The sequence below is a fragment of the Okeania sp. KiyG1 genome, from assembly GCF_014132355.1.
In the GTDB taxonomy this organism is placed as follows: Bacteria; Cyanobacteriota; Cyanobacteriia; order Cyanobacteriales; family Microcoleaceae; genus Okeania.
Genome location: NZ_BLZO01000019.1, coordinates 1 through 11994, shown reverse-complemented (window position 1 = coordinate 11994; position 11994 = coordinate 1). Strand labels below are relative to the sequence as shown.

14 protein-coding genes are annotated in these 11994 nt (G+C 36.5%); 7 read left to right on the top strand and 7 right to left on the bottom strand.

The annotated features are described in order from the left end of the window. On the bottom strand, nt 1-603 hold a 603-nt coding region (locus SAGCYANO_RS02175), incomplete at its 3' end, for a LysR family transcriptional regulator (protein ID WP_202218581.1). Nucleotides 604-894: 291 nt separating this feature from the next. Between SAGCYANO_RS02175 and SAGCYANO_RS02170 the strand changes: the two genes are divergently transcribed. The 3 genes from SAGCYANO_RS02170 (at nt 895) to SAGCYANO_RS02160 (ending at nt 4875) form a co-directional block, all read left to right on the top strand. Then, complete coding sequence (locus tag SAGCYANO_RS02170; RefSeq protein WP_307785802.1) at nt 895-1971, top strand: alkene reductase; 1077 nt, start codon at nt 895-897, stop codon at nt 1969-1971. Nucleotides 1972-2406: 435 nt separating this feature from the next. Continuing rightward, complete coding sequence (locus tag SAGCYANO_RS02165) at nt 2407-3516, top strand: NADH:flavin oxidoreductase/NADH oxidase (RefSeq protein ID WP_202218580.1); 1110 nt, start codon at nt 2407-2409, stop codon at nt 3514-3516. Between the two features lie 621 nt (nt 3517-4137). Continuing rightward, nucleotides 4138-4875, top strand: coding sequence for a class I SAM-dependent methyltransferase (locus SAGCYANO_RS02160; RefSeq protein WP_202218579.1), 738 nt, complete (start codon nt 4138-4140; stop codon nt 4873-4875). 241 nt (nt 4876-5116) lie between these two features. Here SAGCYANO_RS02160 and SAGCYANO_RS02155 read toward each other — a convergent pair whose 3' ends face one another. The 5 genes from SAGCYANO_RS02155 to SAGCYANO_RS02135 form a co-directional block, all read right to left on the bottom strand. Beyond that, nucleotides 5117-5704, bottom strand: coding sequence for an aminodeoxychorismate/anthranilate synthase component II (locus SAGCYANO_RS02155; protein ID WP_202218578.1), 588 nt, complete (start codon nt 5702-5704; stop codon nt 5117-5119). A 542-nt stretch (nt 5705-6246) separates the two neighbouring features. Then, complete coding sequence (locus tag SAGCYANO_RS02150; protein WP_202218577.1) at nt 6247-6756, bottom strand: diacylglycerol kinase family protein; 510 nt, start codon at nt 6754-6756, stop codon at nt 6247-6249. 112 nt (nt 6757-6868) lie between these two features. After that, nucleotides 6869-7636 carry an rRNA maturation RNase YbeY gene (ybeY, locus tag SAGCYANO_RS49895; protein WP_375339857.1) on the bottom strand — a complete coding sequence of 256 codons (768 nt, stop codon included), beginning with the start codon at nt 7634-7636 and terminating at the stop codon, nt 6869-6871. A 38-nt stretch (nt 7637-7674) separates the two neighbouring features. After that, nucleotides 7675-7884 carry a DUF3285 domain-containing protein gene (locus tag SAGCYANO_RS02140; protein WP_202218576.1) on the bottom strand — a complete coding sequence of 70 codons (210 nt, stop codon included), beginning with the start codon at nt 7882-7884 and terminating at the stop codon, nt 7675-7677. Between the two features lie 1022 nt (nt 7885-8906). Next, on the bottom strand, nt 8907-9860 hold the full coding sequence (locus SAGCYANO_RS02135; protein ID WP_202218575.1) for an alpha-E domain-containing protein: 954 nt from the start codon (nt 9858-9860) through the stop codon (nt 8907-8909). 129 nt (nt 9861-9989) lie between these two features. Between SAGCYANO_RS02135 and SAGCYANO_RS02130 the strand changes: the two genes are divergently transcribed. From SAGCYANO_RS02130 to SAGCYANO_RS02110, 4 genes are all read left to right on the top strand, one after another. Continuing rightward, the gene (locus tag SAGCYANO_RS02130) at nt 9990-10133 is read left to right on the top strand and encodes a hypothetical protein (protein WP_202218574.1); all 144 of its coding nucleotides are present in this window, start codon (nt 9990-9992) and stop codon (nt 10131-10133) included. Between the two features lie 4 nt (nt 10134-10137). After that, nucleotides 10138-10302 carry a hypothetical protein gene (locus SAGCYANO_RS02125; protein ID WP_202218583.1) on the top strand — a complete coding sequence of 55 codons (165 nt, stop codon included), beginning with the start codon at nt 10138-10140 and terminating at the stop codon, nt 10300-10302. A 208-nt stretch (nt 10303-10510) separates the two neighbouring features. Then, complete coding sequence (locus SAGCYANO_RS02120; RefSeq protein ID WP_202218317.1) at nt 10511-10678, top strand: hypothetical protein; 168 nt, start codon at nt 10511-10513, stop codon at nt 10676-10678. Nucleotides 10679-10869: 191 nt separating this feature from the next. Further along, nucleotides 10870-11037: a hypothetical protein gene (locus SAGCYANO_RS02110; protein ID WP_202218316.1), complete on the top strand. Its 168-nt coding sequence runs from the start codon at nt 10870-10872 to the stop codon at nt 11035-11037. 643 nt (nt 11038-11680) lie between these two features. Here the strand turns inward: SAGCYANO_RS02110 and SAGCYANO_RS02100 are convergent. Next, on the bottom strand, nt 11681-11994 hold a 314-nt coding region (locus tag SAGCYANO_RS02100; protein ID WP_202218573.1), incomplete at its 5' end, for a circularly permuted type 2 ATP-grasp protein.

Genomic DNA, 11994 nt, shown 5'->3' with positions numbered 1-11994 from the left:
TTCATAACCAGTGGAATAGCTAAAGCACAAACAATTATGGTGAACTAAATCTTCAGGATGCTCTGGTTTTCCATACTGCTGAAAATAGGCTGGACTGCCACAAACTTTACGCGTGTATGAGGCGAGTTTGCGGACGATCCAAGTAGCACCAGAACGTTCAAGATTACCCAAACGAATCACCACATCGAGTTGTTCATCAACTGGATTAGCTAATCCATCACTCAAGGTCAAATTTAGTTGCATTTCAGGATATTGCACGAGAAAATCCCGAACCAGAGGTGCGATGTAGAGTCTGCCAAAAGCTACAGGTAAACTAATTCGCAATAGACCTCGTGGTACTTCATCCTGTTCTGCAACTGAAAGATTAGCTGCTTCTACATCTTGAAGAATTTGCACCACTTTCTCATAATATCTACGTCCTTGGGGAGTGAGGGTAATACTACGAGTGGAACGGTTGGTTAGTTGGGTATGAAGCATCGTTTCCAGAGCATTCACTTGACGAGTAACTGAAGAAACAGCAACTCCTAACTGCCGAGACGCTTCCGAAAAGTTCCCCGTCTCAACTACAAGGGCAAAGGCACGCATGGCCGCCAATTGATCCATAGATTTCTATTTACAGGTAAATTATTGCGCAATATGCAAAACTGTTTGGCATAAAAGCCATATTAACATTTTATGTGAATGGAGTTAAAGTAAAAACATGGAAAAAGAAAGCACAAATAATTTGGAATTTGCTCACTTTCGCTAATTAAATTTTTCACCTGAAACTCGGCAAACACAGAACTTACGCAAATTCTTAGACAATACGGTATCTGTAGAGGGCGAATGCCATTCGCCCCTACGAGATATGACGGTTCTGCGTAAGTCCTGAAACAATTATTAAAGAGATAAATTATGACTACTGAAACACTCAAATTACTCTCCCCTGCTACTTTAGGCGACCTAGAATTAACAAACCGTATGATTCTTGCCCCTTTAACTCGCTGTCGTGCAGGCGATCGCTATGTTCCTCAACCGATGAATGTGACTTATTATGCTCAACGCGCTTCTGCTGGATTAATTATTAGTGAAGCTACTCAGGTTTCTCGTAATGGTTTGGGTTACGCCAATACACCGGGAATTTATAGTCAAGAGCAGATAGAAGGTTGGAAACAGATAACAAAAGCAGTACACGAAAAAGGTGGCAAAATATTTTTACAACTGTGGCACGCGGGACGAGTTGCCCATCCAGACTTGCTAGAAGAGGGAGACATTCCGATCGCTCCTAGTTCTATTGCGGCTGATTATTTAGCGGATCTTCCCAATGGACAATTCCCCCACGTTATTCCTAGAGAACTCAAACTAGAAGAAATACCTCTGATTATTGAGCAGTTTCGACAGGGAGCGAAAAACGCAAAAGAGGCAGGTTTTGATGGAGTAGAAATTCATGCTGGCAATGGTTATTTACCTGACCAGTTTCTCCAAGATAATTCCAATCATCGAACAGATGAATATGGAGGTTCGATAGAAAACCGAGCGCGTTTTCTTCTAGAAGTGACGCAAGCAGCAATAGATGTTTGGGGAAAAGAAAGAGTAGGGGTGCGCTTATCTCCTAGTAGTACCTTCAACGATATGCATGATTCTAATCCGGCAGCTACTTTCAATTATGTTGCGCAAGAATTAGACCGCTTGGGGATAAGTTATCTTCATATTGTTGAACCCCGTATCAAAGGTAACGTAACAGTTGAAGATGATGGTAAAGGTTTGGGAGCCAAATTTTTCCGTCCGCTATTTGGTGGAGCAATTATTACTGCAGGTGGATATACTCGCGACACAGGAGAGGAAGCTCTCCAAAATAACACTGCTGATTTCGTAGCTTATGGTCGTCTGTTTGTAGCGAATCCCGATTTGCCTAAACGCTTTGCTCTAAATGCTGAACTTAACAAATATAATCGTAATACTTTTATAGCAGTGGTGAAGAAGGGTATATAGATTATCCAAGTTTGGGCGATGCTTAAAGAAATTTAGCTTTTCTAGTCTAACCAGTGGGGTTATTTCAGTTATCAGTTATCAGTTATCAGTACCTCTGCAATAAAAAGGCTGGCGTTGCTGAATTGAAGTATGAATGCGTGATTGTTTGGTTCTGGTCAAGCCCCGTGCATCCCCCAATTTTGGGGGACTTTTAGAGTTTTATTCCCCCAATTTTGGGGGGCTAGGGGGCAAAATCATAGCCAGAATCAGCAACGCCAAAAATTAATTATTAATTATTACCTCTCCTTGAAAACGGATAGGATTGGCTCAAAGGAAAATTTTTCTTTTATCCCCTTAAAAGGAGAGCCTTGATAACCACAATTTTTCGGTAAAAAAGACCTCATTGGTTTCATAATAGTTTTAATTTAAGACCACAATATTTGGAGATAGTAAGCAATGACTCATCTATTTGAACCGCTAAAAATCAGAGAGGTAACACTTCGCAATCGGATTGGTATGTCACCCATGTGCCAGTATTGGGCAGAAGATGGTTTGGCAAATGATTGGCATCTTGTTCATTTAGGGTCGAGAGCAATTGGAGGAGCGGGACTGGTCGTAATGGAAGATACAGCAGTTTCTCCTGATGGACGAATTAGCTCGGGCGATCTTGGTATCTGGTCAGACGAGCATATTAAACCACTGGCTCGTATTACAAATTTTTTATCCATTCACGGCGCTGTACCTGGTATTCAACTGGGTCATGCAGGTCGCAAAGCTAGTTGTTCTCTTCCCTGGGAAGGGGGTAAACCCCGCTCAGAAGGTCGTCATCTTGAGCTTGATGAAGGAGGTTGGGAAATCTTCGCACCCAGTGCCATCCCGTTTGGCGATGAACGCCCTCGAATACCGAAAGAGATGACGATCGAAGATATTAACTCTATTAAGGAAGCGTTTCAATACGGGGCACGACGTGCTTATCAAGCTGGTTTCAAATTTTTGATGCTACACGCTTCTCACGGCTATCTCTTTCAGGAATTTTACTCACCTATTACCAATCATCGGAATGATCAGTATGGGGGCAGTTTTGAAAATCGGATTCGCTTCCTTCTAGAAGTTGTTCGATTAGTACGTCAAGAATGGCCTGAGACTCTGCCGTTAAGTGTAAGGTTGGCAGCTCAAGATTACATCGAAGGTGGATGGACTCTTGAAGAAGCCATTCAGCTCTCTCAGCTACTCAAAAATGAAGGTATCGATCTAATCGACAATATGGCGTTTGGAGCGGTCGCAACTGGTGCAAAAGTTCCATTTGGTCGGGCATTTTTAGTCGCGGATGCCACTACTATCAAACAGTCAGTTGAAGTTCTGGTTGCAGCAAGTGCACTCTCCGATCCTGACAATGGAACACAGCCTGAATTCATTAATGAACAAATAGCCAGTGGCAACCTCGATTTGGTTTTCCTGGGACGTGAGTTGCTGGTGAATCCGTACTGGCCTCAGCAAGCTGCTAAAGCACTAGGGCAAACTGATAAAATTAGTCTTCCAGTTCAATACGCTCACTGGCTCAAGTAGGTGACAACGGGGCGTTGCTGAACGGTAATGATTTTTCGATTAAGTATCAACGCAAAACATAAGTTTTTCAATTTTACCAAAAAATGAGGTCTAAAGCCTCCCCTTTTAAGGGGATGAAAAAATATTCAATTCAGTATTTCAAGCCTCCGACTAAAGCCGGAGGTACTGATAACTGATAACTGATAACTGATAACTGAAATGACCTTCAGCCACTTATATCATGTCCGGTAACATCGGTATTGTATAGAACCCCTGAGTGGATCTTTTAAGTTGATTAATATTACGAAATTTAAATTATATAGTCATTTCAAATAAGAATGATACAAACATTTAGCTATGAAGGCTATCATCACAAGGCAGTAGGTGTCTCACTTTAAATTGAAATGACTATACTAAAAATCTGATAAAATTTATTTAATATCTAAGCAATCGCTAATCTTTTAAGCATAAATCTAACAAAACATAAAAGTTTTTAACTAAACCGTGCAGAATTTTGAGGTCGCCTCAAAATCTCTGCTGTACGGTGCATTCCGCACTTTTACATCTTTCCATCCAAGAATTACTTCTCTGTAGAACCCATCTGTACTTAACCGAAACAAAACCTAAAGGTGTGATAAAATCATGTTTGATGAGATCAAAGAAATAAATTCTAAGCCTAAGCCATTTGAATTTTATACAGCCAATGAATTGTGGACGAATGAGCATACAGCTAATGTTATGCTGGAATATCATTTAAGTGAAGATATTGACCTTTCTTCTCGAAACAAGGCTTTTATAGATCGCTCCGCTAAATGGATAACTGAGTATTTTAACATAGATGAGAACTGCGCTATTGCTGATTTTGGTTGTGGCCCTGGTTTGTATACAACAAGATTTGCCCAAAAAGGCGCATCAGTAACAGGAATTGATTTTTCAAAAAATTCTCTGAACTATGCTCAACAGTTAGCAAAAGAAAATAGTTTGAAAATCAATTATGTAAATACAAATTATTTAGACTTTCAAACATCTGAAAAATTTGATCTAATCACCATGATCATGTGTGATTTTTGTGCACTGAGTCCAGAACAAAGGAAAACACTACTTCAAAAATTTTCATCGCTACTAAAACAGAATGGTTCTCTTTTACTTGATGTCTATTCAATAAAAAGTTTCAACAAAAAACAAGAGTCAGCATTTTATGAACATAATCATCTAAATAATTTTTGGTCGTCAGAAGAATACTATTGTTTTGTAAATTTATTCATATATGAAATCGAAAAAGTAAGTTTAGACAAATACACAATCATTGAAAAAACCAAAAAACGTATTGTTTACAACTGGCTACAGTATTTCAGTAAAGAAACACTAAAAATGAATTAGAAAGTAATGGCTTTGTTGTTAATGAGTTTTTTGCAAATGTTGCCGGAGATAAATATGAATCTAATTTGCTTGAGTTTGCAATTACTGCCAAAAAATATAACAATACCAAATTTTGACACTCCACGCACTTTTAGGGCGTGGATTCTTAAGAGAAAAAAATCCTTCTACCTTTCAAGAATGGGGGCTTGAGTATGGCATTTTTGACTAATTATACCCTCTCACGAAGATCCGTTTAGGGGTTCTATAACCCTGTCAAAAAGTTTCTCATTAATGACTTTCCAGAATTAGTTAAAATACTTTCCGGATGAAATTGTACGCCCTGAATATGAGGATAATTTCTATGTCTAACACCCATAATAGTTCCATCCTCAACCCATCCGGTAATTTCCAATACTTCAGGAAAACTTTCCTGATCTATAACTAAACTATGATATCTCGTAGCAGTTATAGGATTATCTAACCCTGCAAAAATGCCTACTCCGTGATGATAAATTTCAGAAGTTTTACCGTGCATTAATTCTGGGGCAGCAACAATTTTTCCTCCAAATACTTGACCAATACTTTGATGACCGAGACATACTCCCAAGATAGGTAAACTTGCTCCTAATTCTTTAATTAATGCTTGAGAAATTCCGGCATCTTCAGGGCGACCAGGACCTGGAGAAATAACCACTCCATCAGGTTTCAAGTCATTAATTTCTGCCAAAGAAATTTTATCGTTACGGTAAACTTTAACATTAGCTGCAACTGCTAATTCTGCACCCAATTCACCCAAATATTGTACTAAATTGTAGGTAAAACTATCGTAATTATCTATAACTATAATCAAAGCGTTTTACTCCTTCATTTCCTAGATATACTGAATCTCTCAATCGACCAGCGATCGCTAATTTTTATGATTAGTTATTTGGAAAAATAATTGCTCAAATGTAAGATTCAGAAGACTAAAATTGTACTACTAAGCTACAAGATAAAAATAGCAACTAAACCATAAATAACCAATCTACTATTATTACAATTCTAGCCTCATTGCATTGATGCAAGAATTATTTATTAACCAACCAACTTCCAAAATACTTTAATTTTTAGTGTCTAATTGTATTAGTTAATATATTTATTAGGCTAATGAAAAAAGCCGGAAATCAAAGGAAATAAACTTAAAATAATATTACTAATTTTTGCAATTAGACACTAGCTAGAGGTCTACTCCAGTAAAAATTATTTTTACTGTAACAAATTCAGATACTTTGATAATGGCAAAAACTTATAGTATTTGTCATAACTAGCTGATGTACTTCATAACTTTAATAGATTGCCGTTCTTTAAAAGAGCAAATACTGCACCCCATTTAATCAATCAAGTTTATAATCCCTAGCTACTAAAAGCACCAATAACCAGACTTAATAATGGAGGTAAAATCAGATAACTTGCGATAAGTAAGGCTACAATAGCTGAAATCAAAACAGCACCAGCTGCACAATCTTTAGCAATTTTAGCTAACTCATGGTAACTTTTTTTAACTGTTAAATCTACCACTGACTCAATAGCAGTATTCAGCAATTCCATAGCCATAACTAATCCAATAGTTAATACAATAACTGCTGTTTCTATTGGTTTTAATTCTAATAAAATACTCAAGCTAACAGCGACAATACCGATGAAAGTATGAATCCGAAAATTACGTTGAGTCTGGAAAGCATAAGACAATCCTGCCCAAGCATATTTGAAGCTAATTAAAAGACTATTTGCTACTTGCCAAGAGAATTCTCTATTAGGTTTAACTGTACTTTTAGAACCCTTTATTTTGGGAACTGAAGAATTTTTCGATTTGTGTATAAAAGTGGCTTCATTGTAAGATATTGATGACTCGTTCAGTTTCATAATTTATCCACCTCAGTTCAATTTAATAAATAAGGCCAAGATAATCCAATACTTGCTCGACTAATAGTCTATCTAAAAAGTTCAAAAGTTACCCTTAATCTTGTCGATTTTCTCAAGTGATTTGTTTCTCAATAGTAATTCCCACGGCATTAAGCAAAAATAATTGCTGTTTGACCATTTCTTGCCAACTCTGTTCGTCAAGATGATCCCATCCAAGTAGGTGTAGAAAACCATGGGCCGCTAGCCAAGCTAATTCAGTTGTTAATGAATGTTTCCGTTGTCTGGCTTGCCGAATGGCCGTCTCAACGGAAATTACTATATCACCCAGATATAGTTGTAAATCAGAATCTATTACTTCTGGAGTTGGAACATTTACTTCCAGAGCTGCAAAGGCCAAAACATCTGTTGGTTTATTCTGATAACGATACTGATGATTAAGGATTTGGATTTCGCCATCCCCTGTCAGACGTAGACTAAGTTCGTAGTTTTGAGCAGGTGAAACATTTGGTTGTAGAATTTCTAGCCATTTTTTAAACCAATATGACCAAATTTCAGAAGGTATGGGATAAAATTTGTCCTTATCAAAATAATTGGGCCTAAAACCCCGCCTTGATTGGCAAAATGTTTTTGGAGGGGGGTTTAAATCCTCGTGACAAAAACAACTTCTGACTCTCTTGGTGCGCGTTCCCTCTCTTGGTCGGCGTTCCCTTGCGACTGGCGTCGTCGCGGGGTCCGACCGCTTGCGACTGGTGTCGTCGCGGGGTCGCACCGCTTCTGAATTCTGACTTTTGACTTCGTTAACATCCTGAACTTTTAACTTTTCTACTTCTGAGGGAGAGGATGACCAGAAATAATCTTGAACACTTACTTCCAGATACAACAGTAAATTCTCCTTTCCGCTCAAAAATGTGATTTTAGTTATCGTGTTAGATAAGCAAGGCCAACCAATATACCTACAAGTCCAATAGTTGTCAGGGCAAAATGTTTGAGTGATTGACCTCCTTTTCTCACCATATTCCTCATGGCCAGTTTGACATAACTGGGTTTTGGTTCAGTGGCAGAAGTATTAGTTTCTGTCTGTGTCTGTGTTTGTCTGGAGTCTGGAGTTGATGAAGATAAATTATTCATAAAAATCAATATATTTACAGTTTTCTAGTAGTAGTAGCTGTTTTTCTCAAGCTGAGTTTTAAATTTGCGATAAAGTCGATACTACTATAACAATAATATTGCGTCTTGTGTCTATACATCGACTATTGATTGTTGGTTAATCAAATTTTCTGCCTTACAGCTGAAATATTTTGATAAAAAAGTTACTCTTTTATTAGCATTCAGCATTTCTGTTTGTCATGCTATGCTTGCCAGATCCATGAACGTACAGGAGTTACTAAGGTTAGCTTGTTACCTTTTTCTTTCCTGTAGTTTAGAAGTTTCTTGTGTCGAATAAAAAATATCCGATCGCTGGCTTAATTTAGAAATTCATCTATTTGAGAGGAGAAAATTAGGGTGCATCCCAATATTTGCAAAAATACTTTTTTTCTATTCCCTATTTCCTGTTCTCTGTTCCCTAAAAGCGATAAATTTTTGGCTTTATTCAAAATTGAGATGCACCCGAAAATTAGGCGGTCGTAATTATACTTTATAGTAGCTGATAAATTATAGGGCTTGCTAATAAAATCTTAAAGCACTCTTTTGATAAAGGTAAGTGCCTTTTTAGACCGAAAAAAGTGTCTGATATAACATTAAAAATCATCAAAAAATTAACAGAAAAATTACTCTGACAAATATATCCGACTTCTTCTGTATAATTCCTCGTTTCTCCTAACTACTCCCCTACTCCCCACTCCCCTACTCCCCCGCTCCTCTACTCTAATTGAGATGCACCCGAAAATTAGGTGGTCGTAACTAGACTTTATCGTAGCTGATAAATTATAGGGCTTGCTAATAAAATCTTAAAGCACTCTTTTGATAAAGGTAAGTGTCTTTTTATATCGAAAAAAGTGTCTGATATAACATTAAAAACCATCAAAAAATTAACAGAAAAATCACTCTGACAAATATATCCGACTTCTTCTGTATAATTCCTCGTTTCTCCTAACTACTCCCCTACTCCCCCGCTCCCCTACTCCCCGCTCCTCTACTCCCCCGCTCCTCTACTCTATAGGTTTAAGATCGAAAAAAGTTTCAAAAATTTTCTCTCCTGTCTGGTTAATTCTCGTTTGTAAATTATCTAGAAATTCGTGTAAACCAGTTTGAATTATTTCCTCTATTGTTAAATAGTCTAACTCAGAACATAAACGACCCAATACTTTTTCTACTGGATGTTTTTTCATACCTTGAGGCATTCCAATAATTTGATTTAGCGACAGCTCTGTTGCACTTAAACAATATTGAATTGAGCGAGGAAACTCTCGGTCTAATATTAAAAATTCTACTATTCCATTAGGGGTAATTCTATGTTGTTGACGTTTGCGATACATTTCATAGGCACTTGCTGACTTTAATAATGCCATCCATTGCACTTCATCTAGTGGAGTTCCAATATCTTTAATTGAAGGTAAAAGAATATAGTATTTAACATCAAGAATTCGGCTAGTTTTATCAGATCGTTCTAAAAATCTTCCCATTCTACCAAAATGCCATGCTTCGTTATGACTCATAGTAGCATCCATGATGCCAGAAAATAAATGTCCATCCATTTTTACCTTCTCAAAAAATTCTGGTAATTCAGAAGTTTTTAAACCACTATTAGCAACATCTTTTACCATTAAATAAAATGAGTTAACTTGCTCCCACATTTCTGAGGAAATAATTTCCCGAATGGAACGAGCATTTTCTCTAGCTAGACGTAGACATGAAATAATAGAGTTAGGATAGTCACGGTCAAAAGTAAGAAATTGAATTACATTTTCTTCTGTTACTTCACCATAGCGTTGTTGAAATAAAGGTAAATCTCCAGTAGTAATAACTATAGGTTGCCACTGTTGAATTACACCAGGAGAATCTAATAGTAGATTGAGATTTACATCAACAAATCGAGCCACATTTTCGGCCCTTTCAACATAACGATTTAGCCAGTAAATTGAATTTGCAACACGACTTAACATAATTAATAAGGAAGAAGAAAGAAGGAAGAAGGAAGAAGGAAGAAGGCAGAAGGAAGAAGACAGAAGGAAGGAGGAAGAAGGCAGAAGGAAGAAGGAAAAATTAATTAATCAATACCCATAAATAAACCTTTGAGTTGCTATCTTAATTTTCCTGATTTTAGACATTTTGTACAAGTAAAATTTTCTGTTAATACCAGAAAGAAGAAGGAAGAAGGAAGAAGGCAGAAGGCAGAAGGAAGAAGGAAAAATCAATTAATCAATACCCATAAATAAACCTTTGAGTTGCTATCTTAATTTTCCTGATTTTAGACATTTTGTACAAGTAAAATTTTCTGTTAATGCCAGAAAGAAGAAGGAAGAAGGAAGAAGGAAGAAGGAAGAAGGCAGAAGGAAGAAGGCAGAAGGAAGGAGGAAGAAGGCAGAAGGAAGAAGGAAAAATTAATTAATCAATACCCATAAATAAACCTTTGAGTTGCTATCTTAATTTTCCTGATTTTAGACATTTTGTACAAGTAAAATTTTCTGTTAATGCCAGAAAGAAGAAAGAAGAAAGAAGAAGGAAGAAGGAAGAAGGAAGAAGGCAGAAGGAAGGAGGAAGAAGGCAGAAGGAAGAAGGAGAAATTAATTAATCAATACCCATAAATAAACCTTTGAGTTGCTATCTTAATTTTCCTGATTTTAGACATTTTGTACAAGTAAAATTTTCTGTTAATGCCAGAAAGAAGAAGGAAGAAGGAAGAAGGAAGAAGGCAGAAGGAAGGAGGAAGGAGGAAGAAGGCAGAAGGAAGAAGGAAAAATTAATTAATCAATACCCATAAATAAACCTTTGAGTTGCTATCTTAATTTTCCTGATTTTAGACATTTTGTACAAGTAAAATTTTCTGTTAATGCCAGAAAGAAGAAGGAAGAAGGAAGAAGGAAGAAGGAAGAAGGCAGAAGGAAGGAGGAAGGAGGAAGAAGGCAGAAGGAAGAAGGAAAAATTAATTAATCAATACCCATAAATAAACCTTTGAGTTGCTATCTTAATTTTCCTGATTTTAGACATTTTGTACAAGTAAAATTTTCTGTTAATGCCAGAAAGAAGAAAGAAGAAGGAAGAAGGCAGAAGGAAGAAGGCAGAAGGAAGGAGGAAGAAGGCAGAAGGAAGAAGGAAAAATTAATTAATCAATACCCATAAATAAACCTTTGAGTTGCTATCTTAATTTTCCTGATTTTAGACATTTTTCACAAGTAAAATTTTCTGTTAATGCCAGAAGGAAGAAAGAAGAAGGAAGAAGGCAGAAGGAAGGAGGAAGAAGGCAGAAGGAAGAAGGAAAAATTAATTAATCAATACCCATAAATAAACCTTTGAGTTGCTATCTTAATTTTCCTGATTTTAGACATTTTTCACAAGTAAAATTTTCTGTTAATGCCAGAAGGAATAAGGAAGAGGGAAAATTAATTAATCAAAAACCAGAAATAAATCTTTGAATGGCAATCTTAATTTTTCCTGATTTTAGACATTTTTCACAAGTAAAATTTTCTGTTAATGCCAGAAGAAAGAGGAAAAATTAATTAATCAAGACTCATAAATAAACCTTTGATTTGCCATCTTAATTTTCCTGATTTTAGACATTTTTCACAAGTAAAATTTTCTGTGAAAAATCTCTCTATTAAATAATGTGCAAAAATACTTTTTTACTATATATTCCCTGTTGCCTGTTGCTTGTTGCCTCTCTTGGTCAGCATTCCCTTGTGTCTGACGCCGACGCGGGGTCTGACCGCTGTTGCCTAAAATAGATAAATTTTTAGCTTTATTCAAAATTGATATACACCCAAATTTATTCTGATAAAACCCAAGTATCTTTACTACCTCCACCTTGGGAAGAATTAACTACTAAAGAACCTTTTTTCATTGCCACTCTAGTCAAACCACCAGGATGAACATAAATTTCTTTACCATATAAAATATAGGGTCGTAAATCAACATGACAACCTTCAAATTTATTATCTATTATAGTTGGAACTCTAGATAAAGATAGAGTTGGTTGAGCAATATAATTCCGGGGATTAGCTTTAATTTTTTCTGCAAATTCTGCTCTTTCCTCCGAAGTTGATTGAGTTCCTACTAACATCCCATAACCACCAGCTTCAT

What these genes read in the sequence shown, in the direction of transcription:
- SAGCYANO_RS02170 (WP_307785802.1), top strand. Translation starts at nt 895, where the DNA reads ATGACTACTGAAACACTCAAATTACTCTCCCCTGCTACTTTAGGCGAC.
- SAGCYANO_RS02165 (WP_202218580.1), top strand. Translation starts at nt 2,407, where the DNA reads ATGACTCATCTATTTGAACCGCTAAAAATCAGAGAGGTAACACTTCGC.
- SAGCYANO_RS02160 (WP_202218579.1), top strand. Translation starts at nt 4,138, where the DNA reads ATGTTTGATGAGATCAAAGAAATAAATTCTAAGCCTAAGCCATTTGAA.
- SAGCYANO_RS02150 (WP_202218577.1), bottom strand. Translation starts at nt 6,756, where the DNA reads ATGAAACTGAACGAGTCATCAATATCTTACAATGAAGCCACTTTTATA.
- SAGCYANO_RS02140 (WP_202218576.1), bottom strand. Translation starts at nt 7,884, where the DNA reads ATGAATAATTTATCTTCATCAACTCCAGACTCCAGACAAACACAGACA.
- SAGCYANO_RS02135 (WP_202218575.1), bottom strand. Translation starts at nt 9,860, where the DNA reads ATGTTAAGTCGTGTTGCAAATTCAATTTACTGGCTAAATCGTTATGTT.